This window comes from Rubrobacter sp. M3-4 (genome assembly GCF_059772285.1).
On the sequence record NZ_JCBAJP010000008.1, the window covers coordinates 46,562 to 71,687 of the forward strand.

31 protein-coding genes and 1 tRNA gene are annotated in these 25,126 nt (G+C 65.8%); 20 read left to right on the top strand and 12 right to left on the bottom strand.

Translation table 11 applies throughout. The annotated features are described in order from the left end of the window. Nucleotides 1–15: 15 nt before the first annotated feature. Nucleotides 16–1,656, bottom strand: coding sequence for an APC family permease (locus AC6EKW_RS10410; RefSeq protein ID WP_498514337.1), 1,641 nt, complete (start codon nucleotides 1,654–1,656; stop codon nucleotides 16–18). Nucleotides 1,657–1,847: 191 nt separating this feature from the next. On the opposite strand from AC6EKW_RS10410, the gene AC6EKW_RS10415 reads away from it, so the two are divergent. After that, nucleotides 1,848–2,741 carry a TIGR01777 family oxidoreductase gene (locus tag AC6EKW_RS10415; RefSeq protein WP_273886578.1) on the top strand — a complete coding sequence of 298 codons (894 nt, stop codon included), beginning with the start codon at nucleotides 1,848–1,850 and terminating at the stop codon, nucleotides 2,739–2,741. 20 nt (nucleotides 2,742–2,761) lie between these two features. Here the strand turns inward: AC6EKW_RS10415 and AC6EKW_RS10420 are convergent, their stop codons facing one another. Together AC6EKW_RS10420 and hisC are read right to left on the bottom strand one after the other, a co-directional pair. After that, nucleotides 2,762–3,811: a prephenate dehydrogenase/arogenate dehydrogenase family protein gene (locus tag AC6EKW_RS10420; RefSeq protein WP_273886579.1), complete on the bottom strand. Its 1,050-nt coding sequence runs from the start codon at nucleotides 3,809–3,811 to the stop codon at nucleotides 2,762–2,764. Nucleotide 3,812: 1 nt separating this feature from the next. Then, complete coding sequence (gene hisC, locus AC6EKW_RS10425; protein WP_498514338.1) at nucleotides 3,813–4,874, bottom strand: histidinol-phosphate transaminase; 1,062 nt, start codon at nucleotides 4,872–4,874, stop codon at nucleotides 3,813–3,815. A gap of 140 nt (nucleotides 4,875–5,014) precedes the next feature. Between hisC and AC6EKW_RS10430 the strand changes: the two genes are divergently transcribed. From AC6EKW_RS10430 to rpiA, 5 genes are all read left to right on the top strand, one after another. Beyond that, the gene (locus AC6EKW_RS10430; protein WP_273886581.1) at nucleotides 5,015–5,296 is read left to right on the top strand and encodes a chorismate mutase; all 282 of its coding nucleotides are present in this window, start codon (nucleotides 5,015–5,017) and stop codon (nucleotides 5,294–5,296) included. A gap of 3 nt (nucleotides 5,297–5,299) precedes the next feature. Continuing rightward, nucleotides 5,300–6,115 carry a 3-deoxy-7-phosphoheptulonate synthase gene (gene aroF, locus AC6EKW_RS10435; protein WP_273886582.1) on the top strand — a complete coding sequence of 272 codons (816 nt, stop codon included), beginning with the start codon at nucleotides 5,300–5,302 and terminating at the stop codon, nucleotides 6,113–6,115. Between the two features lie 59 nt (nucleotides 6,116–6,174). Next, a complete protein-coding gene (locus AC6EKW_RS10440; RefSeq protein WP_498514339.1) occupies nucleotides 6,175–7,302 on the top strand; it encodes a S1C family serine protease in 1,128 nt (375 codons plus the stop codon). A gap of 140 nt (nucleotides 7,303–7,442) precedes the next feature. Further along, nucleotides 7,443–7,652: a cold-shock protein gene (locus AC6EKW_RS10445; RefSeq protein WP_273886584.1), complete on the top strand. Its 210-nt coding sequence runs from the start codon at nucleotides 7,443–7,445 to the stop codon at nucleotides 7,650–7,652. 21 nt (nucleotides 7,653–7,673) lie between these two features. Then, the gene (gene rpiA, locus AC6EKW_RS10450) at nucleotides 7,674–8,396 is read left to right on the top strand and encodes a ribose 5-phosphate isomerase A (protein WP_498514340.1); all 723 of its coding nucleotides are present in this window, start codon (nucleotides 7,674–7,676) and stop codon (nucleotides 8,394–8,396) included. Here rpiA and AC6EKW_RS10455 read toward each other — a convergent pair. Next, nucleotides 8,393–8,626 carry a hypothetical protein gene (locus tag AC6EKW_RS10455; RefSeq protein WP_273886586.1) on the bottom strand — a complete coding sequence of 78 codons (234 nt, stop codon included), beginning with the start codon at nucleotides 8,624–8,626 and terminating at the stop codon, nucleotides 8,393–8,395. The genes rpiA and AC6EKW_RS10455 overlap by 4 nt on opposite strands. Before the next feature lie 149 nt (nucleotides 8,627–8,775). On the opposite strand from AC6EKW_RS10455, the gene AC6EKW_RS10460 reads away from it, so the two are divergent. From AC6EKW_RS10460 to AC6EKW_RS10500, 9 genes are all read left to right on the top strand, one after another. Next, entirely contained in the window at nucleotides 8,776–9,285 is a 510-nt protein-coding gene (locus tag AC6EKW_RS10460; protein ID WP_498514341.1) for a phosphatase PAP2 family protein, read from the top strand. Nucleotides 9,286–9,320: 35 nt separating this feature from the next. Next, nucleotides 9,321–9,851 carry a hypothetical protein gene (locus AC6EKW_RS10465; RefSeq protein WP_498514342.1) on the top strand — a complete coding sequence of 177 codons (531 nt, stop codon included), beginning with the start codon at nucleotides 9,321–9,323 and terminating at the stop codon, nucleotides 9,849–9,851. Between the two features lie 14 nt (nucleotides 9,852–9,865). Continuing rightward, nucleotides 9,866–10,561: a DUF3891 family protein gene (locus AC6EKW_RS10470; RefSeq protein WP_498514343.1), complete on the top strand. Its 696-nt coding sequence runs from the start codon at nucleotides 9,866–9,868 to the stop codon at nucleotides 10,559–10,561. A gap of 48 nt (nucleotides 10,562–10,609) precedes the next feature. Continuing rightward, nucleotides 10,610–11,671 carry a M42 family metallopeptidase gene (locus AC6EKW_RS10475; protein ID WP_498514344.1) on the top strand — a complete coding sequence of 354 codons (1,062 nt, stop codon included), beginning with the start codon at nucleotides 10,610–10,612 and terminating at the stop codon, nucleotides 11,669–11,671. A gap of 47 nt (nucleotides 11,672–11,718) precedes the next feature. Next, a complete protein-coding gene (locus AC6EKW_RS10480; RefSeq protein WP_273843604.1) occupies nucleotides 11,719–12,063 on the top strand; it encodes a histidine triad nucleotide-binding protein in 345 nt (114 codons plus the stop codon). A gap of 87 nt (nucleotides 12,064–12,150) precedes the next feature. Then, nucleotides 12,151–12,720, top strand: a complete 570-nt coding sequence (locus AC6EKW_RS10485) for a CAP domain-containing protein (protein WP_498514345.1) — start codon at nucleotides 12,151–12,153, stop codon at nucleotides 12,718–12,720. Between the two features lie 184 nt (nucleotides 12,721–12,904). Then, a complete protein-coding gene (locus AC6EKW_RS10490; RefSeq protein ID WP_273886592.1) occupies nucleotides 12,905–13,516 on the top strand; it encodes a hypothetical protein in 612 nt (203 codons plus the stop codon). After that, nucleotides 13,516–14,457, top strand: a complete 942-nt coding sequence (locus AC6EKW_RS10495) for a golvesin C-terminal-like domain-containing protein (protein ID WP_498514346.1) — start codon at nucleotides 13,516–13,518, stop codon at nucleotides 14,455–14,457. Before AC6EKW_RS10490 ends, AC6EKW_RS10495 begins: the two co-directional genes overlap by 1 nt. 134 nt (nucleotides 14,458–14,591) lie before the next feature. After that, nucleotides 14,592–15,338 carry an SDR family NAD(P)-dependent oxidoreductase gene (locus AC6EKW_RS10500; RefSeq protein WP_498514347.1) on the top strand — a complete coding sequence of 249 codons (747 nt, stop codon included), beginning with the start codon at nucleotides 14,592–14,594 and terminating at the stop codon, nucleotides 15,336–15,338. 52 nt (nucleotides 15,339–15,390) lie between these two features. Here the strand turns inward: AC6EKW_RS10500 and moeB are convergent, their stop codons facing one another. The 6 genes from moeB to AC6EKW_RS10530 all read right to left on the bottom strand — a co-directional run bounded on the left by moeB (nucleotide 15,391) and on the right by AC6EKW_RS10530 (nucleotide 20,187). Continuing rightward, nucleotides 15,391–16,572 (bottom strand): molybdopterin-synthase adenylyltransferase MoeB, encoded by a 1,182-nt coding sequence (gene moeB / locus AC6EKW_RS10505; protein ID WP_273886595.1) that lies wholly within the window; start codon nucleotides 16,570–16,572, stop codon nucleotides 15,391–15,393. Nucleotides 16,573–16,639: 67 nt separating this feature from the next. Beyond that, nucleotides 16,640–16,903, bottom strand: a complete 264-nt coding sequence (locus AC6EKW_RS10510) for a ubiquitin-like small modifier protein 1 (protein WP_420541999.1) — start codon at nucleotides 16,901–16,903, stop codon at nucleotides 16,640–16,642. Nucleotides 16,904–16,951: 48 nt separating this feature from the next. Next, a complete protein-coding gene (locus tag AC6EKW_RS10515) occupies nucleotides 16,952–17,371 on the bottom strand; it encodes a M67 family metallopeptidase (protein WP_273886597.1) in 420 nt (139 codons plus the stop codon). Next, nucleotides 17,372–18,295: a PLP-dependent cysteine synthase family protein gene (locus tag AC6EKW_RS10520; RefSeq protein WP_273886598.1), complete on the bottom strand. Its 924-nt coding sequence runs from the start codon at nucleotides 18,293–18,295 to the stop codon at nucleotides 17,372–17,374. 168 nt (nucleotides 18,296–18,463) lie between these two features. Next, nucleotides 18,464–19,189, bottom strand: a complete 726-nt coding sequence (locus AC6EKW_RS10525) for a chlorite dismutase family protein (protein ID WP_273886599.1) — start codon at nucleotides 19,187–19,189, stop codon at nucleotides 18,464–18,466. 2 nt (nucleotides 19,190–19,191) lie between these two features. Beyond that, nucleotides 19,192–20,187 (bottom strand): aldo/keto reductase, encoded by a 996-nt coding sequence (locus AC6EKW_RS10530; RefSeq protein ID WP_498514348.1) that lies wholly within the window; start codon nucleotides 20,185–20,187, stop codon nucleotides 19,192–19,194. 295 nt (nucleotides 20,188–20,482) lie between these two features. On the opposite strand from AC6EKW_RS10530, the gene AC6EKW_RS10535 reads away from it, so the two are divergent. The 3 genes from AC6EKW_RS10535 to AC6EKW_RS10545 all read left to right on the top strand — a co-directional run bounded on the left by AC6EKW_RS10535 (nucleotide 20,483) and on the right by AC6EKW_RS10545 (nucleotide 22,689). Beyond that, a complete protein-coding gene (locus tag AC6EKW_RS10535; RefSeq protein WP_498514349.1) occupies nucleotides 20,483–21,574 on the top strand; it encodes a septal ring lytic transglycosylase RlpA family protein in 1,092 nt (363 codons plus the stop codon). Between the two features lie 56 nt (nucleotides 21,575–21,630). Then, nucleotides 21,631–22,386, top strand: coding sequence for a 2-phosphosulfolactate phosphatase (locus AC6EKW_RS10540; RefSeq protein ID WP_498514350.1), 756 nt, complete (start codon nucleotides 21,631–21,633; stop codon nucleotides 22,384–22,386). Nucleotides 22,387–22,491: 105 nt separating this feature from the next. Then, nucleotides 22,492–22,689, top strand: coding sequence for a hypothetical protein (locus tag AC6EKW_RS10545; protein ID WP_273843581.1), 198 nt, complete (start codon nucleotides 22,492–22,494; stop codon nucleotides 22,687–22,689). Nucleotides 22,690–22,836: 147 nt separating this feature from the next. Here the strand turns inward: AC6EKW_RS10545 and AC6EKW_RS10550 are convergent. Further along, a tRNA-Ser gene (locus AC6EKW_RS10550) sits at nucleotides 22,837–22,927 on the bottom strand. 77 nt (nucleotides 22,928–23,004) lie between these two features. Continuing rightward, nucleotides 23,005–23,850, bottom strand: a complete 846-nt coding sequence (locus tag AC6EKW_RS10555) for a YihY/virulence factor BrkB family protein (protein WP_273886603.1) — start codon at nucleotides 23,848–23,850, stop codon at nucleotides 23,005–23,007. A 170-nt stretch (nucleotides 23,851–24,020) separates the two neighbouring features. On the opposite strand from AC6EKW_RS10555, the gene AC6EKW_RS10560 reads away from it, so the two are divergent. Both AC6EKW_RS10560 and AC6EKW_RS10565 read left to right on the top strand, forming a co-directional pair. Next, a complete protein-coding gene (locus AC6EKW_RS10560; protein ID WP_273886604.1) occupies nucleotides 24,021–24,677 on the top strand; it encodes a DsbA family protein in 657 nt (218 codons plus the stop codon). Next, nucleotides 24,667–25,101: a vitamin K epoxide reductase family protein gene (locus AC6EKW_RS10565; RefSeq protein WP_273886605.1), complete on the top strand. Its 435-nt coding sequence runs from the start codon at nucleotides 24,667–24,669 to the stop codon at nucleotides 25,099–25,101. The genes AC6EKW_RS10560 and AC6EKW_RS10565 overlap by 11 nt, the downstream gene beginning before the upstream one ends. Nucleotides 25,102–25,126: the final 25 nt, after the last annotated feature.

The following is a 25,126-nucleotide window of genomic DNA, read 5'->3' on the forward strand; positions in this document are numbered from 1 at the left end:
GCCTCACCGGCTCCCCTATACGGCCAGCTCCCGCTCCTCTTCTTCGAGCTCTTCCCGGGCGACGTCTATGTGGTGACGGATCTCCTCCGGCGTGAGGCTCACCCCCATCGCGAGCGCGTAGATCGCGAGGCTGAAGACGGCGACCACCAGGATGTCCCACCCGAACGGCAGGATATCCGCTCCTCCCCCGAAGGTTCCGAGGTAGGAGATCACCGCCATCCCGGCGAGGTAGGGCCACAGCCACAAGGATCCCTTCCAGTCGAGCGGAGCCCGCTCCTGGTTCGTGAGGCGCGCCATGCCGAGCAGGGCGAACCCGAAGAGGATGGCCACGAACAGCTTCCAGTCCACGTCCCAGCCGGTCCAGTAGATGACCAGGTTCGCGATGATGAACGCTACCGGTGCGAGCACGCCTCCGGCCGGGAGCCGGAACGGACGGGGGTGCTCCGGCTGGCGCCTCCTGAGCGCCCCGAACGCCAGCGGCGCCGTGGCGTACCCCATCACCGTGGCCGAGGTTATGAACCCGACCAGCTCCTGCCAGCCGGGGAAGGGCAGGAACATGAACATCCCGATGATGAAGCTGAAGATGATGCTCACCACCGGGACCCCCCTCGTGCTCAGCTGCCCGAAGACCTCCGGAATATATCCGTTGCGGGCGAGGGAGAAAGAGAGGCGGGAGCTGGAGCCGGTGTAGATGAGTCCGGTACCTCCGGGGGAGATGACCGCGTCTATGTAGAGCAGGACGGCGAGCCATCCGGCGCCCACGGCGGTTGCTATGCCGGCGAAGGGACCGGCGAGCCCCTCGAAGGAGAGCTTGGCCCACCCGTGGGAGAGCTCGTGCGGTGTGAGAGCACCGATGAACGCCACCTGCAGCAGGATGTAGAGGACGACCCCGATTATCATCGAACCGATTATGGCTATCGGGATGTTGCGCTGCGGGTTGCTCCCCTCACCGCCGAGCTGGATGGCCTGCTCGAAGCCCTGGTAGGCGAAGATGATGCCGCCGGTGGAGACCGCGGAGAGCACGCTCTGGAATCCGAAGGGCATGAACCCGCCCGAGGCGGTGAAGTTCGAGGCGTTGAACGAGAGCACGATGAGCACGATCACAGCGAGGAAGGGAACGGCTACCTTCCACGCCATGATCAGGTTGTTGGACTTCGCGAGCCAGCTGACGCCCATGATGTTGAGGATCGTGAAGACGAGCATCAAGACACCCGCCACCGCGATGCCTTCGTCGGTGAGTACCGTCACCCCGGAGGCCGTGCTCGTCAGCCCGGAGAGGTAGTTGGAGGCGTACTGTATAGCCGCCTCGACCTCTATCGGGGCTACGGTCACGGCGCCGACCCAGGTGATCCAGCCGGAGGCGAAGCCGACCATGCTGCCGAAGGTGAAGTGCGGGTAGCGCGCCGATCCCCCGGCGACCGGGTACATGCTGCCGATCTCGGCGTGGACGAAGGCCAGGATGAGCATTACCACGGCTCCTATGATCCAGGCGATCAAGGCCGCAGGCCCGGCGATCTGCGAGGCGGTAAGCGCCCCGAAGAGCCACCCGGAGCCGATGATGGAACCCAAAGAGAAGAATACGAGCCCTATGAGGCTCACGTCACGCCTCAGGCGGCGCTCCCCCGCTTCTCCTCTTTCCTGCGCGCTGGCGGTCATGCGTTCCTCCCCTGCCCGCGAAATCCCTTCTCCCACTCCCGCCCGCTCACCGCGGACGCCAAATACTAGCATTTCTTTAAGCTTTTAGCTGGTCGTTGGTTGATCGTTCGGGGACTCTCCGCGGGGTGCTCCCGAGGAGATCTGGTACGGTACCATTGTCGTCGTCGAGCACTGCGAGGTGGGAGGCGAGGGTGAAGGTTCTGATCAGCGGCTCTACAGGGCTCGTGGGGTCTGCTCTGGTGTCGGAGCTGGAGGAGATGGGGCATGTGGTGGTACGCCTGAGCCGGTCGCGGCCTTCTTCGGAGGATACGATCCGCTGGGACCCCGATGCGGGCAGGATCGACGTCTCGCGGCTCGAGGGGGTGGAGGCGGTCGTGCACCTCGCCGGGGAGAGCATCATGGGCTACTGGACGCAGGCCAAGAAGCGCCGCATCCGGGAGAGCCGGGTGCGCGGGACGCGCCTGCTGGCCGAGGGTGTTGCCGGGTTGCGTAGTAGGCCTCGGGTGATGGTCTCGATCTCGGCGAGCGGCTACTACGGGGATCGGGGGAACGAGCTTCTCACCGAAGAGAGTGCCCCCGGCGAGGGTTTTCTCGCCGGGGTCTGCCGGGAATGGGAGGCCGCCGCCGACCCGGCGCGGGAGGCCGGGATCCGGGTCGTACATCCCCGGCTCGGGATCGTGCTCTCCGCGAAGGGCGGGGCACTCGGGGCCACCCTGCCCATCTTCAGGCTCGGGCTGGGCGGCAGGATAGGCTCGGGGAGGCAGTACTGGAGCTGGGTGGCCGTCGAGGACGTGGTGGGGGCGATCGTTCACTCTCTGAAGACCGATTCCATCGAAGGGCCGGTCAACGTCGCCGCCCCCGAAGCTGTGACCAACGCCGAGTACACGCGGGTTCTGTCGCGGGTGCTGGGGCGTCCGGCGCTCTTCCCGCTCCCGGCGTTCGCGGCCCGTGCCGTGCTCGGGGAGATGGCCGACGAGATGCTGCTCGCGAGCGCCCGAATGGAGCCCGCGAAGCTCAAGGAGAGCGGCTACCGCTTCCGTTACCCGGAGCTCGAGGGGGCGCTGAGGCACCTGCTCGGGAGGTAGAAGGCCGAGGCCGTTTGCCTCTAGTCCTCCGTCTCGACGGTGAACCCGGCCTCCTCGAGCAGCCGGCGCGCCAGCGGAGCGGCCTTGGAGTCCAGCGTGAGGACGAGCGCGGCGCGTGACGTGTTCGAGTGACGCAGGTAGAGATCGAGGATGTTTATGTTGTTCCTGCCGAGCAGCGTCGTGACCTCGGCGAAGACCCCTGGACGGTTCTCCACCGGGACGGAGATCTCGACGTTCTTCCCGCCCTTCTCGATCAGGATGCCACCGAGCGCTTCGTAGGCCTCCCGCGCCTCGCGGAAGCGGCGTTCGATGATCTCTCGGTTCGAGATCTCGCTGCCTATCTGGGCCATCGCCCCGGCGAAGCGGCCCAGGACCTCCCCCAGGGCCGGGGCGTTCTCGGCCAGGATGTCCGCCCAGAGAGAGGGGTTCGAAGACCCCACGCGGGTGAGATCCCGGAAGGAGGGCCCGGCGAACGAGAGCGCCTCCGGGGAGATGTCCGAGGCTACCCTGAGCAGCGCGACCGCCATCAGGTGCGGCAGGTGCGAGAGCGCCGCCATCAGCAGGTCGTGCTTGTCTGCCTCCACCGCGGTGGGCGTCGCGCCGAGGCTCCTGACGAAACCCGAGACCTCCCGGTAGTCGTCCGGGTCGGTCCGTTCGGTCGGCGTGAGGAAGTAACGGGCACCCTCGAAGAGGTCGGCCCGGGCGTTGTCGACGCCGGAGAGCTGGCTGCCGTTCATCGGGTGTCCGCCGACGAAGCGCAGCCCCAACCTCTCCGCCTCCCGCACTATGCCGGCCTTGGTGCTCGCCACGTCGGTCATGAGGGCCCTGGTGGGCGAGAGGTCTTTCAGGAGGGTGACTATCTGAGAGATGGGGGCGGCGAGGACGACGAGGTCTGCTCCGCGCGCCTCCTTGAGCGTCGAGGGGCGGTCTATCGCACCGAGGGCGGCGGCCTTCTCCAGCACGCCGGGTCGGTCCACCCCGATCACCTCCCAGTCCCCCCTGCTGCGGGCGGCGAGACCGATGGAGCCTCCGATCAGGCCGACCCCGACCACGGCGAGCGTGCGGCGCACCCTACCTCCCCGAGAATGCGGAGATCACGCGGTCGTTCTCCGTCGAGTTCCCTATGGTGATGCGGCTCCAGCCCGGATACCCGAGCGCCTCGCCCTCCCGCACCAAAACCCCGGCCTTGCGGAAGACCGCCGGCTCTATCTTCGCCAGCACGAAGTTGGCCTGCGAGGGGACGTACTCCACGCCGGCCTCGCCTAGCGCCCGCTGCAGCCGTGTGCGCTCCTCGATCACGAACGAAGCACGCTTGGCGATGCGTTCGGGGGCGCGCATCGAAGCCGCCGCGGCGACCTGGGCGGCCAGGTTCACGCTGAAGGGGAAACGGACCCGCTCGGCGTAGTCTGCGATCTCCCGGGGGGCCAGACCGTAACCCACCCTGAGGGCCGCGAGGCCGTGCACCTTCGAGAAGGTGCGCACGCAGACCACGCTCTGCGTGGAGAGTGCCAGCTCGTGCGAACCCGGGTACGACGGGTCGTCGACGAACTCGTAGTAGGCCTCGTCCAGGATCAGCAGGACGTCTTCCGGCAGCCCGTCCGCGATGGCCCGCACCTCTTCCAGCTTCAGGTGTGTACCGGTCGGGTTGTTCGGGTTACAGAGGATCACGGCCCGGGTCTTCGGGGTCAGCGCGGCGAGCAGGGCGTCAGGGTCCACGGCGTGGTCCGCCCGCAGCGGCACCCTGCGCGCCTCGAGCCCGACGATGCGGGCTATCGTCGCGTAGAGGCTGAAAGAGGGCCACGGGAAGACCACCTCCCCCGGCCGCTCGACGAGCTGCAGCAGGTTCAGGAGCACCTCGCTCGATCCGTTGCCCACCACCACGTTCTCCGGGCGTATGCCGGCGTTGGCCCCGGAGATGGCCTCGCGCAGGGCGGCGGCGTGGCGGTCCGGGTAGCGGTTGAGGCGGGGCAGAGCCTCGCTGATGGCGGCCTCCGCCTCCGGGAGCGGTCCGAAAGAGAGCTCGTTGGCGGTGAGCTTCACGTAATCGCCCTCGCCGCGTTCGGCTTTTGCCTCGTGCGAGATCCACGGCGGGTTGTAGGGCTTGAGGAGGTCGAGCTCTCTTCTGAACTTCAACTTGCGGGGCTCCTTGTTCTCGAAAGGTTGCTTGACGTATCCAGGTATAACAGACTAGTCTCTCGGGGGAAGGCTTGCAACGGCCTCTCCTTGTCCGGAGGGTCGCAGGCGGCTACAATCGCAGACTCATGGAGAGAATCTTGGATGCGAACGAGAGGATAAGCTCTCTCCGGGAGAGGATCGACGAGGTGGACGAGGAGCTCGTCCATCTTCTCAACGAGAGGGCCCGGCTCGTGCAGGAGCTGGCCGAGCACAAGCTGGAGGCAGGAATACCGCTCTTCGATCCCAGGCGCGAGGAGGAGATCCTGCGGAGGGTCGTCGAGATAAACGAGGGGCCCATCTACGACTCCTCCATGCGCGACATCTTCGAGCTGATCATGCACAGGATCAGGGACATCGAGCTTCAGAGGCGCGGGGAGTAGCGGATGGAGGTAAGAGAGAGCACCGGGGTGCAGGCCCGGACGAACAACGGGATGATAAGACCGCAGAGCTTCAGGGTGGTCGCGGGCCCCTGCACGGTGGAGAGCTACGAGCAGTTCGAGGCTTCGGCGAGGGCCGTCAAAGAGGCGGGTTTCTCCTACGTGAGGGGCGGGGCCTTCAAGCCCCGCACGTCCCCCTACTCCTTCCAGGGCCTCGGCGTGGAGGGGCTGAGGATAATGTCCGAGGTGGCGGGGGATCTCGGGCTCAAGGTGGTGACCGAGATCATGGACCCCGCCGACATAGACGTGGTGATGGAGCACGCCCAGATCCTGCAGATAGGCACCCGCAACATGCACAACTTCTCGCTTTTGAAGCGGGTCGGCTCTGCGATAAAGGGCTCGAAAGAGCACGGGGTGATCCTGAAGAGGGGGTTCGCCGCGACCGTCGAGGAGTGGATCCTTGCGGCCGAGTACATAACCTCCTCCGGCGGGGACAACGTGGTCCTCTGCGAGAGGGGGATAAGGACGTTCGAACCCTCGACCCGCTTCACGCTCGATCTGTCCGCCGTGATAGTGGCCAAGCGGCTCTCCGAGCTCCCGGTCATCGTGGACCCCTCGCACGCAGCCGGGAGGAGGGATCTGGTCGTGCCCCTGAGCAAGGCGGCCGTGGCCGCGGAGGCCGATGGTCTTCTGGTCGAGTCGCACCACGAGCCCAGGGAGGCGCTGTGCGACGGGGAGCAGGCCCTTCCCGTCGAGGATCTTATGACGCTCAGGGAGACGCTCTCCCCCTTCGCCTCGGCGATGGGCAGGCAGGTAATCTAGACCCCACGGGAAGGTGAGCTGACCTGAGGACCGCCCTCATCGCGATCGTCTCCGCCGTCTTGGGTGGGGTCGTCGCCGCGCTCGTCGTGCTGCAGGTCGGTCCGGGTGGACGGACCGGCGACGTGACCATAAACCAGGCCCCCGCTCCACGGGTGAGCGTCGTGAGCTCCGGAAGAGGGTCGGCCTCTTCCATCGCAGCCATGGTCTACCACCGCGACGGACCGGGGGTAGTGAGCATAGACGTGGTCTCCGGGTCCGGCACCGCCGGGGGATCGGGCTTCGTGCTGGACAAAAACGGCCACATAATCACCAACCAGCACGTCGTCGAAGGGGCGAAGGATATCTCGGTCGAGTTCGCGAGCGGGATGCGCCGCAGCGCGGAGGTCGTGGGCTCCGACCCTTCCACGGACATAGCGCTCCTCAAGGTGGACGCCCCGAAGAGCGTGCTCAAGCCGCTCACGCTCGGTGATTCGAGCGCGGTGAAGGTAGGGGACCCGGTAGTGGCGATCGGCAACCCGCTCAACGTCGGGATCAGCGTCACCAGCGGGATAATAAGCGGGCTGGACCGTTCGATCCGGGCTCCCAACAACTACACCATAAGCGGGGCCCTGCAGACCGACGCCCCGATAAACCCGGGGAACTCCGGCGGGCCGCTCATCGACGCGAGCGGCAACGTGATCGGGGTGAACGCCCAGATAGCGACCGAGACCGGCAGCTATGAGGGGATCGGGTTCGCCATCCCGATCGACACCGTCAAGAGCGTCGTGGAGCAGCTCGTGACGAAGGGTCAGGTCCGGCACGGCTACCTGGGCGTGAAGATGTACGGGCTCGGGATCGGCGAGATCTCGGCCTATACGGGCATGTCTGCCCAGAGGCTCTCCGAAAGGTACGGGTTGCCGGACCACGGTGCCATAGTCGCGGGCGTGACGAAGGATGGGCCGGCGCAAAGGGCCGGGATAAGAGGGGCCGGGAAGAAGAAGGTGAACGTGGGCGGGATCCCGGTCCCGCTCGGCGACGTCATCACCAGCGTCGACGGACGGCGCGTCTCGGGCCCCGACGGCGTGATCTCGGCGGTTAACGCCGGGAAGCCGGGTGATCGGCTGCGTCTCGAAGTAGTGACGCCGGGCAAGGCACCGAGGGAGGTGACCGTGAGGCTCGGGGTGCAACCCGGGCATGCCTCCCCGTAGGAGACTTTGCCGGCAGGTCCGCTTGGTGGTAGAGTCTTGCTTTGCCGCCTCCCTTGGCGGAGTGTCGTGAGGTTGCTCCGGGCGCGGCCGTTCTCCTTGCGGCCTCATCCGGGAGCTGGTGTGAGTTTCGTGGAGGTATCGTGGCGCGCGGCAGAGTGAAGTGGTTCTCGGATGAGAAGGGATACGGCTTCATCGAGAACGAGGATGGTGGGGAGGATCTCTTCGTCCACTACTCCGAGATAGTGGGCGAGGGCTTCAAGACGCTCGAAGAGGGCGCCCTCGTCGAGTTCGAGGTGGTGGAGGGTCGCAGGGGAAAGATGCAGGCCTCGAAAGTCGAGGTCGTGGGCTAGCGCCGCGGCGGGGGGACGGAGTTGCACGGGCCTCGCTCCTCCCCTTCCGGGGAGGCCGATCTCAAGCGGCGTGCCGGCTACCGGGCGGTCGAGGAGTTCGTTAGAAGCGGGATGGCCGTCGGGCTCGGGACCGGAAGCACCGCATCCTGGGCCATAAGGAGGGTGGGCGAGCTGTTGCGCGAGGGGGTCCTGGAGGACGTCGTGTGCGTCCCGACCTCCGAGCGCACCGCAGAGGCTGCGAGGGCACTCGGTATCCCGCTCGCCACGCTCGCCGAGACCCGTCCCCGGGTCACCATAGACGGGGCGGACGAGATCTCCCCCGACCTCTCCGCGATAAAGGGGCGTGGCGGGGCGCTCCTGCGGGAGAAGATAGTCGCCTTCGCGAGCGAGAGCTTCGTGCTCGTCGCCGACGAGACCAAGCCGGTGGAGAGGCTGGGAGAGGGGGTGGTCCCGGTCGAGGTCGAACCCTTCGGGTGGCAGGCCACCCTGCGGGCGCTCTCCGCGCTCGGGTGTGAGGCCTCCCTGCGGAGGGCTGAGGGGTCGGATGCCCCCTTCGTCACCGATGGAGGTCACTACACCGTCGACTGCCTCTTCCCGCCGATAGAAGACCCGGCCGCGCTGGAAAGGGAGATAAAGCACGTGCCGGGGGCTCTGGAATGCGGGCTGTTCGTCGGGATGGCCGAGGCGGCGGTGGTGGCCCGCTCCTCCGGGGAGGTCGAGATAATGGAACGGAGAGGGAGCTAGCCCGCCCCGAACCCCGCGCGCAAGCCCGCACGGTGGGGCCGCTCCTTCTCCACGACGAGCTTGTATATGGAATCGAGCTCGACGTAGACCACCGCCTTCTCCCTGCCGACCAGAGCTCGAAGGTAGCCGTCCTCCAGGGAGAGATCGTCGAGCTTGTCGTTCTCGATCGTGAAGGTGTCCCTGCGGTCCCAGACGACCAGGTCGTGGCCGGCCTCTCTGGCTTCCTTCAAGGCTTTCTCTATCAGGTTTTTATCCATGGTACTCTTGAAACCCCCGTTCTGTGGAACGTGCTCTCAAGCAGGACCTATTCTACCCGGGATAGGGTTCGGCGGACGGCTGCGAACCGGGTAGACTTTATCGGCCGGAGTTGAAGACCATCTTGAAGGACATAGAGGAGTTCGACCGGGCGCTCTTCGGGGCTATCTTCCGCCTCAAGTGGGCGCCACTGACCCGTCTGCTGCGTCTGTTCACCCTGCTCGGCACCGCGGGGTTCCTGTGGGGGATGCTGGCCGCCGTGGCCTTCATATTCGGCGGGTTCAGGCTCTCGCACCTGCTCGTCCCCTGGGGGGCGGTGGCGATCTCCTGGACGTGCGCCGAGGGCTCCAAGCACCTCTTCAACCGCACCCGGCCCTACATCAGCGATACCGGGATCGCCCCCCTGATAAAGACCCCGAGCTCGAGCTCCTTCCCCTCCGGGCACTCGGCGACGGCGGCCGCAGGGGCGATAACCCTCTCGTTTGTCTACCCGGCTTTCGCTCCGGCCTTCGTCGCGGCCGGGTTTCTGGTCGCGCTCTCCCGGGTCTACCTGGGGGTGCACTACCCCTTCGACGTCGCCGCCGGGCTTCTCATAGGCTCGGTGGTGGCGGCCGCCCTCCTGATGCTCGCGTGAGATCCGGTGGGATCTGGTACAAAAGAGACGTGAAGGTGCAGCGCTACCATACGCTCGGGGCGGTGGCCTCCGAACTTCGGGCCCTCGCCTCCCTGGTGCGCGACCTCGACGGGCTGCTCGTCGGGGAGCCCGTGGTGCTGGCGCGCAGGCGGGACCTCGAAGTGGTGAGGCTCACCCTGCCCGGTTGCCGGGTTCTTTCTATTGAGGCCGGTATCTCGCGCAGGCAGTGGATAGAGCTCGGCAGCGTGTACTTCACGTGCACGACGGTCGACGCAGCCGTGGCGCCGGTCAACCTGCTGGTCGGGGTGGGCCTGCAGATTCTAATCACGCTGGGGTTCGCGGCGGGCATCATCCTCTACCGCCGCCGATCCCATCTGCGCGAGAGGGTGCTCGGGATGGGGCTCCCGGAGGAGTTCGCCCTCCGGTGGGCGGGGGAGATGGAGGATGGGGGCTTCGCCCTGATCCTGGTGACGGTCCTGCAGGAGAAGCTCGAGGTGACCGAGGAGGCCTTCCTCGGTCGGTCTGTGCGCTCCCCGCTCGCCGTGGACCGCAGGCTCGTTCTCTGAGGAGGAATGGATCCGTGATAGTGAGAGAGAAGGATGGCGGGTATCTCCTCATCGGCCAGCACGAGCACGCGCTGGCCTCGGGACGGTTCGCCCGGCACTGGGGTTGGGAACCGAGGCCCTCGTCCTCCACGGTCTACGCCATCGCCAACCACGACGTGGGATGGCGCGAGCTCGACCGCCGGGTGCTCTGGAACGAGGAGGGCCGGCCGTACTCCTTCGTCGACTACCCGATAGAGCCCAAGCTGGAGGGTTACCGGCGGGGCATAGGTCTGGTCGAGGATGAGGACCCCTACGCCGGGTTGCTCTGCAGCATGCACTACGCCTCCTTCTTCCGGCATCCGAAGACCGAGCCTGAGGCACGTTTCCTGGAGGAGGAGCTGTCCCGGCAGGAGCGCCTGCGCCGGGTCTTGCCAGAGGAAGCGCTCGGGACCGTCGAGCACGACTTCCGCCTCTTGCAGCTCTGCGACGACCTCTCGCTCTTCATCTGCCTCAACGACGCTGGACGCAACGACCACCCCTGGTACCGGGGCGGGTTCTCGTTCATGGGCCGGAGGCTCGAGCCGATCTGGGAGGGGGAGGTGCTCAGGATCTCCCCCAACCCCTTCACGGAGGACTTCGAGATCTCCATCCCCCGGCGGATGGTGGGCAAGGGAGGGGACCCCGAGGAGGAGGGGGAGATCCGCGTCGAGATAAAAGGCGGTGGAGGATAATATACTCTCGTCGTTCGGGTTTCGAGAAGAGAGCGATCTAGAAAGAGCATGATGAGAGAAACGTCCTACGATTTCTTCAAGAGGCTGCTCGCCGCGCCGGGTCCCAGCGGGGCCGAGGGGGCCGCAGCCGGGATCTGGCGCGAGGAGGCCTCCGGCTTCGCCGAGGTGCGCGGCGACAGGATGGGCAACTCCTTCGCCACGCTGAACCCGGGGGGTTCGCCGCGGGTGATGCTGAGCGGACATATCGACGAGATCGGGCTCATGGTCACCCACATCGACGAGAAGGGCCTCATCCGCTTCATCGGCGTCGGTGGGTGGGACTCGCAGGTCCTCGTCGGGCAGCGGGTGCGCCTCATGGGGCGTGGCGGCGAGGTCCTCGGCGTCATCGGCAAGAAGGCCATCCACCTCATGGACGCCGAGGAGCGCAAGAAGGTCTCCGAGATAAAGAGCCTCTGGATAGACATCGGGGCCAGAGACAGAGAAGAGGCGGAGAAGCGGGTCCGCGTCGGCGACGTGGGGGTCCTCGACCAGGAGCTCGTCGAGCTCGCGAACGGCAGGATAGCCGCCCGCTCGGTCGACAACCGGGTGGGGGCCTTCGTGGTTCTCGAGGCGCTCCGGCTCCTCTCCGAGGCGGATGGCCTCGCAGCCGAGGTCGTGGCCGTGGCGAGCGTGCAGGAGGAGATCGGGCTCAACGGCGCCCGGGCCGCGGCCTTCGGGCTCGACCCGGACGCGGCGATAGCCGTGGACGTCGCGCACGCGACCGACATCCCCGGCGTCTCGGAGAACGAGGAGGGCGAGCACGCTCTGGGTAGCGGCCCGGTGATCTCCCGCGCCTCCGCGCTGAGCCCGTTCGTCACCGAGGGGATCATCTCCGCCGCCGAGAGGGAGGGCATCCCGTACACACTCGCCGGGGACTCCCGGCGCACCGGCACCGACGCCGACGCGATCCACTTCTCGCGGGCGGGGATCGCGACCGGGCTCGTCTCCTGTCCCAACCGCTACATGCACTCCCCGAACGAGATCGTCGACCTCGAGGACGTCGAGCGCTGCGCGCGCGTGATCGCGGCGTACATCAGGGACCTGGAGAAGGGGACGGACTTCACGCGCTAGAAGGGTTCGCTTGAAGCGGCGGGCCGCGGCGGCTAAGCTACCCGGATATGGCAGAGAAGACGCTCTTCCAGAAGATAATGGACCGGGAGATACCGGGCGACATCCTCTACGAGGACGATCGCTGCATCGCCCTGCGCGACATCAACCCGCAGGCCCCGACGCACGTGCTCGTCGTCCCCCGCAAGGTCATCCCCTCCCTGGACGACCTGACGGAGGAGGATGAACCCATAGTCGGGCATCTGTTCACGGTGGCGAAGGAGGTCGCGGCCCGGGAGGGGCTCGAGAACGGCTGGCGCGCGGTGATCAACTGCGGTCCCGACGCGAACCAGACCATAGACCACCTTCACCTGCACGTGATCGGGGGGCGCAGGATGGGCTGGCCGCCGGGGTGAGAGACCTCGGGCTAAAGCTCCGCGGGCTTTCTGACGACTACGGGGATGTGTCCCTGTAGTCGTTTTTCGAAAGGAGGCCCGCAGACCTTGTCCGCGCGCCCGTTCTCTCTCACCGCAGCCCTCGCTTTCCTCGCTGCCTGCCTCGTGACCCTCGCGGCGTTCTCTCAGAACGTCGGGGCCCAGACCACGGGAGCCAAAGTGAGGAGGTGCTCCGGCGGCAAGATCACGCTCAGCCGCTACGAGGCCGGGGTATTCTGGCGACAGAACCGCATCCGGGCCGAGCACGGCCTCAGGCGGCTCTGCGTGAACCCCATTCTGGAGCGCGCTGCCCGAGCTCACTCGCGCGAGATGCTGCAGAAGCAGTACTTCTCGCACGACTCCTACGACGGGCAGAGCTTTTACGAGCGTCTGATCTCCTTTGGATATACCCCGAACGGGTACCGTTACTGGGCCGTGGGGGAGAACATCGCCTGGGGCAGCGGTTCCTACGGCCGTCCGGCGCACATCATGAACGCCTGGATGCACAGCCCGGAGCACCGGGCCAATATCCTGAACGGCGACTACCGGGAGGTAGGGATAGGTGTGTCCCGCGGGACCTTCGCGGGGTACAGGGGCGCCTCCATCTATACCGTGGACTTCGGCGTCCGCGAGCGTTGACCGGAGTGTGAAAGATCTAACCGAAGCTCCCCGGGGGCGGTAAAGGTCTGGCCCCCTCCTACCGATAACCAGCGTGTCGAGGCGAGATGGCCGCGCGGCGAGGAGAACGTACCGTTCGCGCGGATCTCATCTCCCGGAGAAGGAGGGGACGAGAATGAGATCTTCCGGAAGAACGGAGGGTGCCTTGTCCCGGACCATGGACCGCGGGGAGTTCTTGAAGGTCGGCGGCGGTCTGGCCGGGGGCGCGGCGTTGCTCGGCGTCGCTCCCGCGGCTTATGCCCGGGTCGAGGTGTCGTCGTCGTTGGAGCATGAGTTCAACCGGGCGGCGAAGAGATACAGGATACCGGTCGAGTTGCTTTTGGCGATGGGCTACGTCAACACCCACTGGGAGATGCCTCCCGCCAGCCTCTGCTCCTACCGCAAGGGGGACCCGGAGAGGCGGGGCGCTTTCGGCATCATGGCGCTCGTACAGAACCCCGGGGCGAACACCCTGGGTACGGCTTCGAAGCTCACCGGCATCCCGGAGCACCGGCTCAAAACCGATCGCTTCTCAAACATCCTCGGCGGGGCGGCGCTGCTCGCCTCCTCGCAGGGCAGCGCGAGGCCCGCGACCCTCGCCGGCTGGTACGGAGCCGTCTCCGGGAGGGGAGGGCACGGCCCGAAGTACGAGGCCGTCTCGGGTGTGGGGGGTGGGGACCTTTACGCGGCGCAGGTCCTCCAGACCCTGAGAAAAGGGGCCTCCAGACGTACCAGCGGCGGGGAACGGATCGTCCTGCAGGCGCGGGAGATCTCGTAATGGGTGCGGACTACCCCTACGCAGGCTACTACCCGGCGAGCACGGCGAACTACACCCCCGCAAACCGCCCCACCGACTACTCCATAGACATGGTCATAATCCACGTCACCCAGGGCTCCTGGTCGGCCACGATAAACTGGTTCGAAAACCCCGCAGCCCAGTCCTCGGCCCACTACGTGGTGCGCTCCTCCGACGGCTACATAGGACAGTCGGTTCTCGAGAAGGACATCGCCTGGCACGCGGGCAACTGGTACTACAACGAGCACTCGGTAGGGATAGAGCACGAGGGCTACATAGACGACCCGTCGTGGTTCACGGATGTTATGTACCGCTCTTCGGCGAGGCTGACGGCGTATCTGTGCGAGAAGTACAAGATAGCGATAGACCGGCAGCACATAATCGGGCACGACGAGGTACCGGACCCGAACAACCCTGGTCAGTACGGAGGGGTTGACCATCACAAGGACCCTGGTCCCTACTGGAACTGGGACCTCTACATGAGCTACGTCGCCCAGTACGCCGGCGCAGCCCAGGTCTACAGGCAGGTGGTGGACAACGCCAGCGCCCGGTTTTCGGCCTCCAGGAACTGGAAGACGAGCTCCTGGAACGGACAGAAACACGGCCGGAACTACCGTTACACCACCCCGAAGGCCGTCTCGGACGACGCGCTCTACAGGTTCAAGATCCCGACCACCGGGAGTTACAAGGTGTACGCCTGGTGGCCGAGCTCCCCGGGGTACAACCCTTCGGTCCCGGTCGGGATCCAGACGACCTCGGGGATCGAGTGGGTGCGGGTGGACCAGACCAAAAACGGCGGCCGCTGGAACAACCTCGGCACGTTCACGCTCGCAGCCGGAGACTCTGCCTGCGTGAGAATCTCCCGCTGGACCTCGGCCGGAGGTTACATCATCGCCGATGCCGTGAAGATCGTGAGCGCCTGAAGGAGCGAGAGGCGGACCCGCGCGGGTCCGCCTCTCGCCGTCGCGCCGGTATACGGATCCCCGCCCTGCCGCAGGAGACGACTTCTGCCAGAATGTCGCTTGCTGGAGGCAAACGCTGCGGAGGGGCTTTCTGGATGGATTTTCTGCGGGACAGGGTGGCGCTCGTTACCGGCGGGTCGCGTGGCATCGGCGAGGCCATCGTGAGGACGCTGTGCGGGGCCGGGGCCGGGGTGGTGCTCCACTACAACAGGGGCGAGAGGGAGGCGCGAAAGATAGCCTCCGAGACCGGGCACTGTCTCTGCGTGGGGGCCGACCTGGAGGACGCATCCTCCGTGGAGGGGCTCTGGTCCGAGGCAGTCGGGTGGCGGGGACGGGTAGACGTGCTGGTGAACAACGCAGGCATCTACGAGCCGGTCTCCGTGGAAGACGGTGGTCGCTGGAAGGAGGTCTGGCAGAGGACGCTCGGGATCAACCTGATCTCCGCCGCGGATCTCTGCCGGAAGGCCATCCTCCACTTCAGGGAGCGCGGGGGCGGCACGATCATCAACGTCGCGAGCCGGGCGGCCTTCCGCGGGGACGACCCCGAGTACATGCCCTACGCTGCCTCCAAGGGGGGCATGGTCTCGCTCACCCGCACCATCGCCCGGGGATTCGCCCGGGAGGGAGTCCTCGCCTACACCGTGGCCCCCGGCTTCGTCGAGACGGAGATGGCCCGCGAGTTCGTCCGGCGCGGCGGCGGGGACCCCGCACGCGAGATACCCCTCGGCTCGCTGGCACCACCGCAGGAGGTCGCGAACGTCGTCGCCTTCCTGGCCTCCGGGGCCGTCCGCCACGCGACCGGGGCCACGATAGACATAAACGGCGCCTCCTACGTGCACTGAAAAGCGGGGGCCGTGAACCGCACGACCCCCGCCCGCCGGAGTTGTGATCTCCCTAGTACTTCGGGACGCTCGGGTCTATCTCCTCGCTCCAGGCGTTGATCCCGCCCTTGACGTTGTAGACGTTCTCGAAGCCGGCGTCCCGCAGAAGCTTCACGGCCCTGGCGCTGCGCGCACCGCTCTTGCAGTGGACGGCGAGCGGCCTGTCGCGGTCGAGCTCGGCCAGGCGCTCCGGCAGCTCACCGAGCGGGATGAGCGGAGCCCCGATGTTCGCGACCGCGTACTCGTGCGGCTCGCGTACGTCGAGCACCGAGATATCGCCGCGGTCGAGCTTCTCCTTGAGCTCCTGCACGGTGATCTCCGGCACCTCGTTCTCCTCCTCGGCCGCCCGGGCCTGCGGGATGCCGCAGAACTCCTCGTAGTCTATGAGCTCGTGGATCGTACGGTTCTCACCGCAGATCGGGCACTGGGGGTTCTTGCGCAGCTTCATCTCCCGGAAGCGCATGCCGAGGGCGTCGTAGAGCAGGAGCCGACCGATCAGGGGCTCCCCGACCCCGAGGATGAGCTTCACAGTCTCGGTGGCCTGGATGACCCCGATCGCGCCGGGAAGGATCCCCAGCACCCCACCTTCGGCGCAGCTCGGGACGAGCCCCGGAGGCGGCGGCTCGGGGTAGAGGCAGCGGTAGCACGGCCCTTCCTCCGCGTAGAACACGCTCGCCTGCCCCTCGAAGCGGAAGATGGAGCCGTAGACGTTCGGCTTGCCCAGAAGGACGCACGCGTCGTTGACGAGATAGCGGGTCGGGAAGTTGTCCGTGCCGTCGACGATGATGTCGAAGTCGCGGAAGATGTCGAGGGCGTTCTCGCTCGTGAGCTGCTCCTCGAAGGCCTCGACTCTGACGTTGGGGTTTATGTCCGCGATGGTCTCACGGGCGCTCTCGAGCTTGGGCCGGCCCACATCGGAGGTCCCGTGGATGATCTGCCGGTGCAGGTTCGACTCGTCGACGACGTCGAAGTCGACGATCCCGATGGTGCCGACCCCCGCCGCCGCGAGGTACATCGCGAGCGGCGCGCCGAGCCCGCCGGCTCCGATCGTCAGCACCCGGGCCTGCTTGAGCTTCTTCTGCCCCTCCAGCGCCACCTCGGGCATGATCAGGTGGCGGCTGTAGCGGGCGATCTCCTCGTTGGTGAGCTCGACCTGCCCGTTCGTCTCGTGTATCAGAGGTTTGCGCGTCTGCATGTCTTCCTGAAACTCCTGACTTTGCTCTCCTGGGCTGGGACGAACCGCGGCCCGCCGGGATGGAACCTCAGCGGGTCTCCCCGCGACAACCCCCAGCGATGGACGGGATGATCGAGAGCTCGTCGTCCTCCGAGACGGCGGTCTCCGGCCCGTCGAGGTAGCGGATGTCCTCGTCACCCTTGTAGACGTTCACGAACGAACGCAGCTTGCCGTCTCCGGTGTAGAGGTGCTGCCTGAGCTCCGGGTACTCCTCTGCGAGCTTGCCGAGAGCCTCCCCGGCGGTCTTGCCGGTGATGGTGACCTCGGCGTTGCCCCCCGCATACTGTCTCAAGGGCGTTGGAATCTTGACCTTGGGCATCTTCTCGTGACTCCTTTTCTCTTACTCCACCAGCGTCTCTTCGTCGTAACCCGAGCGGTCGGGCTTGAGCACCCAGGAACGTATGTCCTTGATGCCGTCGGCCCCGACGGAGGCTATGACGTAGGACCACCCGGGCCAGGCATGCTCCCGGTCGTACTCCGAGGGTTCCGCCGGATGATCCGGGTGGGTGTGGTAGAAGCCGAGAACCTCCATCTCCCGCTCCTCGGCCCTCTCCTCGAACTCCTTTATCTTCAGCGGCTCGATGAGGAAGCGGCGCTCGCGCTCACCCTCGTGGGTGTTCTCCGCCCGCCACACGTCCACCACGATCTTCGTTCCCCCGGCGTTCATCCCGACGAGCACGCCGGCGCATTCCTCCGGGTACGCTTCCTTCGCATGTTCCTCGATGTTGCGGATGTCTCCCCGTCCGATCTTTAGCGGCAACTAGTCCTCCCAGAAGCTCTCGGAGAGGTATTTGTCCGCCCCGTCGGGCAGTATCGTCACGACGACTCCCTCCCCGATCTCTTTTGCAACTTCGAGCGAGGTGGCCACCGCGGCCCCGGCGGAGATGCCGATGAGCAGCCCCTCCTCGCGCGCCACCCGCTTCACCATCGCGTAGGCCGCCTCGGTCGAGGCGGCACGGTTCTCGTCGGCGACGAGCGGGTCGTAGATCTCGGGTACGATCGCACTCTCCATGTGCTTCATGCCCTCGAGACCGTGGAACGGAGAGTCCGGCTCGAAGGAGATCACCTTTATCTCCGGGTTGTACTCCTTGAGCCTCCGCGCGGTCCCGACGAAGGTGCCGCTGGTGCCGAGCCCGGCGACGAAATGCGTCACCTCCCCAGTCGTCTGCTCCCAGATCTCGGGCGCCGTGGTCTCGTAGTGCGCCCTCGGGTTGGCCGGGTTGGAGTACTGGTCCGGATAGAAGTAGCGCTCCGGATCCTCGGCGTAGAGCCTCCTGGCCTCCCGGATCGCCCCGTCCGAACCCTCTCCCGGGTCGGTCAGCACGATCTCTACCCCATACGCCCTCAGGATCTTCTTGCGCTCCTCGCTCGCGTTGGCCGGCATGCACAGCCTCACCCGATACCCGAGCGCAGCCCCGATCCAGGCGTACGCTATCCCCGTGTTGCCACTGGTCGCGTCGAGGATCGTCTTGCCCCGCCTCAGCTCACCCCTGCGCTCACCCTCCCGGATCATCCACAGCGCCGGACGGTCCTTGACCGAACCCCCAGGGTTGTACCACTCCGCCTTGCCCAGGAGCCTCACGCCGGGAACTTCCCGCTCGATGCTTGATAGCTCTACGAGAGGGGTGTTGCCGACCAGCTCCGTGGGGCGTACACCTATCCTGTCGCTAATCCGAGTAATCATGTCGGGATTATTATACAGACGGGGCGTCTGCTGTCCAGCGGGACGTGCTTTGAGGACCCTCAGAGTTTTTTCAGCCGGAGGGCCATGGATCGACCCTCCGGCCAAGGTTGGTGCGTATCAAAAATTATACAGCAGGTTAAACCCGCATCTCTACGGTCATAATGTTAACTATCCTAAAAAATCTAGGATATCCGGTAAAGATCTCCGTCGGCAGGTGAAGATGGGGGTATCGAGTTCGGTGTAGCTGCTGGCTTCGGTCTCGCGCAGATCCATCATGAGGTCCTGAAACTTCTTCGGGGACTCGGCCTCGAAAGAGAGGATGAACTCGTAGTCGCCGATGCCGAAGCAGTAGGCGGTGTTGTTCTTTATCGGGTAATGGGCCCGACCGACCTTCATGTGTTCGTTCATCATCCGCTGGCGCTCTTCGAGCGGGAGCCGGTACCACTCGCGGCGCTTCACGAACGGGTAGACGAAGAGGTACTCTCCCTCGCCGGGGACGATATAGCGCTTGTTCTCGAAGCCCGGGGTGTGTTCCCCGACGTAGATGGAGCGGCGGCTGATGGCGAAGTATGAGTGGGTGATCGAGAGGTATTTGCCGAGGCCGGTGTTGAGCAGCGCGCCGGTCATCTTCTCGAAGGCGTCCAGGTCGTATGCGATGCGCCAGAGCATGAAATCAGCGTCGGAGCGGAGCCCGAGCAGGGAGTAGGAGCGCAGGATCATCTGCTCCGAGCCGCTCTCCGCCGCGTCCAGGAACTCCTGTTTGCCGCGCTCACGCTCCTCTTCGGGGAGCCTCCTCCAGAGCGGGTCGAGCTTGAAGAAGGCGTAGTTTACGTACTGGACCGGGAGGTTTTCCTCCTCCTGCTCCCGGTATCGCTGGGTCGTCGTCTCGGCCATGACTACCTCCTGCTCGCGGACGCAAGGCCGAAGTTGTTCTCGTAGAGCTCGCCTATGCGGGCGAGTTCTTCGTCGGTGAGGTCGGGGGTGTCGGGGGCGGAGGCGAACTCCACGAGCTGCTCTCTGCCGTAGATGTTGGGCAGTGTGGAGACCACCTCCGGTTCGGCCAGGCAGAACTTGAGCGCCGCCTGTCCCAGCGTGCGGCCCCTTTCCTCGAGGAAGCGCAATTGCTCGACTTTCCTGACGCCCTCGACGAGCCACTCTTTCGGGCGGTGACGCCGGTGGTCGTTTTCCGGGAAGGTGGTGTTCTCGTCGTAGTGACCCTCGAGCATGCCGCTCGAGTGCGGGACGCGGACGACGAGGCTCGAGCCGGCCTCCCGCGCGGCGGCGATGAAGTCCCGGCCGGGATCCTGCTCGAGGATGTTGTAGATCATCTGCACCACCTGCACGCGGCGGTCGTGGATCGCGCGCAGGCCTTCCTCTCGCCAGCCGATGGCCGGGCCGAGGGCGACGCCGTAGGCCCGGACCTTTCCTTCCCGTCTGAAGTCTTCCAAAAGTTCGAAGAGCGCGTCGCTGTCTATGGCGTCGGACTTGGGGTTGTGCAGCTGGATGAAGTCTATGTAATCAGTGTCGAGCCGCTTCAGGCTCTGCTCCAGCGCGAAGCGCAGGAATCCTTCCGACCAGTTCTGCGGGCGTTCGCGTTGCCCTTCGCGCTCTGCGTGGTTGTAGAAGTCGTAGCCGAACTTCGTCGAGATCACGACATCGTCCCGCATGCTCCCGGAGGTGAGCCCGGCTTCGGCCAGGACTTCCTCGCCGAACCCCCTGCCGTACGTGTCCGCGGTGTCGAAGTAGTTGATGCCGAGGTCCCAGGCTTCCTTGAGGAGAGAGCGCGCCTTCCCCCTGTCTACATCACCCCACCAGCCGGTGGTTATGGTCCAGACCCCGAACCCCACCTCCGATACGCTTATGTCCGTGCCCTGTATGGTACGGTACTTCATCGACAGCCTCCGTCTCTCGTCTTGATTCCTCTCTTGGCCCGCCCTCGATGCTATAAACCGTCAAATCCAGTTTCTACACCATTCTAACTCCCCCTTCTGTACGCGTTTTCTCTCGTCCCCACCCCGCCACTACACAACATCTCGCGGACGATGCCCGGTCCACACCAGATATGAAGGTTGGTTCATTTTTGTTTAGAATGTTGCAACGAGGCGTTGCCTTTTCTACAGGGACGTTGATAAACTGATAAACAAGAGCAGTTTGCCAGGAAGATGAAACTTTGGAGGGGGGAATCGATTGGCAGCTCACGTCTTGCCGCTTCGGCGGGGGGCCAGGGTTCTGTCGTTGTTCGTCTGTTTCTCTCTGATCTTTTCGCTGGTCGTCGCCCGGGTGGCCTGGGCTCAGCAGATGGTCGCCTCGTGGTACGGGCCGGGCTTTCAGGGAGCCAAGACGGCGAGCGGGGAGCCGTTCAACATGTACGACTACACGGCTGCCTCTCCGTACCTGCCGTTCGGCACCAAGCTTAAGGTCTGCTACGACGGGTGCGTGGTGGTCACGGTCAACGACCGGGGTCCGTACGTGGCGGGCAGGCAGCTCGACCTCTCCTACGCCGCCGCCCGGGCCATCGGCCTGACCGCGGTGGGTGTCGCTTCGGTGGACGTGCAGGAGATGCCGGCTTCGACCCCGACGGGTCCCTACCCGTCCGGTGGTGGTTCAGGATCGACGGGGGCGCAGCCGCAGACCAGTGCTCTGACGCCGAGCGCCGCTTCCTCCTCGTCCTCTACTTCCTCGGCGACGTCGCCGTCGAGCAGCGTCTCCTCCGGGGCCAGCGCGTCGCCGCAGCCCAGCTCGGCGGCCTCCCAGTATGCGAACGCCGCGCAGGATCAGTACGCCAACGCCGCGCAGGATCAGTACGGCGGTCAGCCGCCGCAGGCTCCGCCCTCCTCGCCGGCCCCCGAGGCGGTGGTTCCGCCTCCGCCTCCCGCGCCCTCTCAGCTCGAAGTACCGCCACCGCAGCTCGTCAAGCCCGACTCGACGGCGCAGAGGGCGATAGAGATGGGGTTGGCGAAGGCTCCGCAGGGGTACACCGGTCCGGTGAAGCACTCCTCCGCGGCCTCTACCAGCGATCCGCAGTCGGTGCGTTCCTCGGCTGCGACGGTCTACTCGTCCGCACCGGCTTCTTCTCCGCAGAGCTCGCAGCCGGCTGACACCGTCACCCAGGCTTCGCACAGCTCCGGGGCGAGCTCCGCAGGTGGGGAGAAGCAGAAAGGGGCCGGCGGGATAACCATCCTCCCTGATACGGGCGGGGTGCAGCCCTGGACGCTCGTGGCGGGGGCTGCGCTGCTCTGCCTCGGTACGGTCGGCGTACGCCGGATCGTCCGCCGCTGAACCCGCGGCCCCGCGCTACGCGCGTATAATCGGCGTTCGTGCGTGGCGATGGGAGCTTGAGGGTCGGTTATGCCGGCGGGGAGCGGGGCGCGCGGGAGGCCGCCCGCCGTGGGGCTGCCGTGGTCGTCGTCGACGCGCTTCGGGCTTCGGCGACGATAGCGGTGCTGGTGGCGCTGGGGGTGCGGGTGAGGCCGGTGGCCACCGTTTCGGAGGCGCTGGCTACGGAGGCCGACTACCGGGCCGGGGAGCGTGGCGGGGAGAAGGTCCCGGGTTTCGACTTCGGGAACTCGCCGGTGGAGATCCTCGAGGCCGGCGTGGGCGCAGGTTCTACGGTGGCCCTCACCACCACCAACGGCACCCGCGTCATACGGGCCGCGAGCGGGGCTCCGGACATCTTCGCCGGGTGTTTCGTGAACGCGAGCGCGGTGGCGGAGGCCCTGCGCTCGCGTTCGGGGGAGGTGATCGTCGTCGGCTGCGGCTGGAGGGGGCACCGGGCCGCCGAGGACGAACGGGCCGCCGGGTCGATCATCGCCCGGCTGGTCGAAGCGGGTGCGATCCCCGACGTGCGCGCGCAGAAGGTGATGCGCGGATACCGGGAGCGCCCCCTGCGGACCCTCTACGGCACGAGCGCCGCGCGCAGGCTCCTCAGCCTGGGATACGACAGGGATCTGGACGTCTGTTTCGCCGAGGATTCCTTCCCGGTGGTCCCGGTTCTCGTAGACGGAGCTTTCGTAGCGCTCCGGAAGGGAGCGAAGATGTCCTCTGGTGCGCTACCGCACAATGCGCGCTCCGGTCGGCGAATTTCTTCTTGACAAGCCCTCCGGCCGGACTTATTCTGAAGGCAGGCTGGGAGGCTCAAACGTTACAAGCTACGACGTGGAGCCCTCCCAATCAGCCGGAGAGAGGAGGTGAAGTGGATGCCGACCATCACCCACGAGAAGGTTCGGGAGTACACCCGCGAGGAGGTCGACCGGGCCATCGACGTCATCGAGCGTCACCTCGAGAAGGAGGCCAGGACCCGCAATCTGCTGGACGAGCAGGCGATCATGCGTCCGAAGGACCTCTGCAAGCAGCAGGGTCTGGACATGGTTGCCGAGCTGCGGAGCATGGTCTGAGAGCTAAGCCTATGAAAGGGGATGCACAGTAGCAGCATCTTCCATCCGCCTTCATGGGCGGCTGTCCATCCCCCTTCATACGGGCTGGGAAAAGGGCCGGGAACGTTCCCGGCCCTTTTCCTGTTCTCCTGTGTGTTGGTGGGAGAGCGGAGGAGGAGGGATTCGAACCCTCGATACCCCTGTTGAGAGGTATAACACCTTAGCAGGGTGCCGCCTTCAACCACTCGGCCACTCCTCCGAGCGTTCGGGGAGCAAGTATATCAGAGATGGGGTGGGCTACCAGGATCGTTCTCGCCGGATCTGAGGCCCGTTGGATCAGCCGTTCGCCGGGGGCTTTCTCAGGTGGTCCAGCGTGGCGTTTAGCTCGGCGCCCAGCAGCAGGATTATCGAGGTGATGTAGAGGTAGAGCAGGAGCACTATGACGGTGCCGAGGGAGCCGTAGATCCTGTTGTACGAGCCGTAGTTGGCCACGTAGAAGCTGAAGGCCAGGCTGGCTGCGACCCACAGGAGCACGGCGAAGATGCCGCCCGGGACGATCCAGCGCAGTCGTTGATCGACGTTGGGTGCGAAGTAGTAGAGCAGCGCCACGGTCACGACCAGAAACAGCAAGGCCACGGGCCAGCGCACCACGCTCCAGACGAGCTCGAAGAGGGGACCGAGGCCGAATAGGCTGGCCAGGGCACGTCCTATCTGGGGCCCGAGGATGAGCAGCAAGGCTCCGACGACTATCATCAACGAGAGCCCGGCGGTCATCAGCAGGGCCATGCCGCGGACCTTCCAGAACGGGCGGGTCTCCTCGACGCCGTAGGCTTTGTTCAGCGCCCGGATGAGAGACGAGAAAGCCCCGGAGGCTGACCACAGGGTGAAGAGGATGCTGAAGGTGAAGAGCCCCGGGGCGGAGTTCTCTCCGCTTATTATCGGTCTCATGTATGACGCTACGAGCGTGTAGACCGAGTCGGGAACGAGCTGCTGGAAGTAACCGAGCACGATGGTGGCGAGCTGCGGGTTGCCGATGGTGCTCAGCAGAGAGAGCAGCGCGAGCAGGAAGGGGAAGAGGGCGAGTATGAGATGGAAGGCGAGGCTGGCGGCGACGGCCGGGATCTCGTTGTCCCGGAAGCGCAACGCGAGCTGCTTCGCCGTCTCTGGGATCAGGGCGCCCACCACGACACCTCCGCCTTTTCGCCCTTCGGAGCCCGGGAGAGGGTAACAGATCGGTAACACCTTTCAACCGGGGGCTTCCCGGTAGCGGGTCTGCTGGCATATAATCCCAGGTTGCGTTCCCCGCGTGGAAGGAGCCCGAGCTGAAGAGCGCCCCCATAAGGTCTCCCAGGATGATACTCGCCCTGATCGTGGCGGCCGCGATCATCGTCGCCGCCATCCTCGTCGTGCTCAGCCAGCTCGGCGGAGGAGGAGCGTCGAGCGGGGAGGTGAGCAAGCTCTACGCCGGGGTGCCCCAGAACGGCACGACGCTCGGGAAGGGGAGCGCTCCGGTCACCATCTACCTCTACGAGGATTTCCAGTGCCCCTACTGCGGGGAGTTCAGCCGCAACGTCTTCCCCAAGCTGGTCGAGAACTACGTGAAGACCGGCAAGGTGAAGCTGGTCTCCGAGCCGATGGCGTTCATAGGACCGGACTCGGTGAAGGCGGCGGAGGCCGCGCTCGCGGCCGCGAAGCAGAACCACTACTGGGGATACTACTACCTGCTCTTCGCGAACCAGAAGACCGAGAACAGCGGCTATGTGACACAGAGCTTTTTGAACGACCTCGCGCAGAAGACCCCGGGGCTCGACGTGAGCCGCTGGAAGAGCGCTCTCTCCGACCCTTCCCTCGCGAAGAAGCTCGAGCAGGTCCAGAAGAAAGCCAGCGCCGAGAAGGTCAACTCGACGCCGACCCTGATCGTCGAGGGGCCGAAGGGGCGGAAGAAGCTGGTGGGGCTGCACGATTACAAGTCCGTCTCGAGCGCCATAAAGCAGGTCGGTGGATCCTAGCCTCAAGGGAGAAGGGAATCGCGGGCTGCGGACCGCCCTGGTCGCGCTCGCCGTGATCGGGCTCGGGATAAGCGCCTACCTGACTTGGGTGCACTTCGAGGGTATAGCCCCGGTCTGCGCCGGAGGCAGCCACGGCTGCGAGACGGTTCAGGCCAGCCGCTACGCGACCCTCGCCGGCATTCCGGTCCCTCTCCTGGGGCTCTTCGGTTACGCGCTGCTTTTCGTCTCCGCCCTGGTGCGAGGTGAGGGTGGGGCCTACCTCGGTCTTCTCGTCACGCTCGTCGGGACCCTCTTCAGCGCTTATCTCACCTACCTGGAACTCTTCGTCATCCACGCAATCTGCCAGTGGTGCGTGACGAGTGCGGTGGTCATGCTCCTCTCTTTCGTCCTGGCCTTCATCCGGGTCTGGCGCATCATCACCTAGGCCGGGGGTGCCGGAGAGGCCCCAG

Bases quoted from the DNA above. Each gene is read 5' to 3' on its own strand.
- AC6EKW_RS10545 (WP_273843581.1), top strand. From the start codon at position 22,492: ATGCCGACCATCACCCACGAGAAGGTTCGGGAGTACACCCGCGAGGAG.
- AC6EKW_RS10500 (WP_498514347.1), top strand. From the start codon at position 14,592: ATGGATTTTCTGCGGGACAGGGTGGCGCTCGTTACCGGCGGGTCGCGT.
- AC6EKW_RS10495 (WP_498514346.1), top strand. From the start codon at position 13,516: ATGGGTGCGGACTACCCCTACGCAGGCTACTACCCGGCGAGCACGGCG.
- AC6EKW_RS10480 (WP_273843604.1), top strand. From the start codon at position 11,719: ATGGCAGAGAAGACGCTCTTCCAGAAGATAATGGACCGGGAGATACCG.
- aroF (WP_273886582.1), top strand. From the start codon at position 5,300: ATGGAGGTAAGAGAGAGCACCGGGGTGCAGGCCCGGACGAACAACGGG.
- moeB (WP_273886595.1), bottom strand. From the start codon at position 16,572: ATGCAGACGCGCAAACCTCTGATACACGAGACGAACGGGCAGGTCGAG.
- AC6EKW_RS10560 (WP_273886604.1), top strand. From the start codon at position 24,021: ATGATACTCGCCCTGATCGTGGCGGCCGCGATCATCGTCGCCGCCATC.
- AC6EKW_RS10530 (WP_498514348.1), bottom strand. From the start codon at position 20,187: ATGAAGTACCGTACCATACAGGGCACGGACATAAGCGTATCGGAGGTG.
- AC6EKW_RS10475 (WP_498514344.1), top strand. From the start codon at position 10,610: ATGATGAGAGAAACGTCCTACGATTTCTTCAAGAGGCTGCTCGCCGCG.
- AC6EKW_RS10410 (WP_498514337.1), bottom strand. From the start codon at position 1,656: ATGACCGCCAGCGCGCAGGAAAGAGGAGAAGCGGGGGAGCGCCGCCTG.
- AC6EKW_RS10525 (WP_273886599.1), bottom strand. From the start codon at position 19,189: ATGGCCGAGACGACGACCCAGCGATACCGGGAGCAGGAGGAGGAAAAC.
- AC6EKW_RS10520 (WP_273886598.1), bottom strand. From the start codon at position 18,295: ATGATTACTCGGATTAGCGACAGGATAGGTGTACGCCCCACGGAGCTG.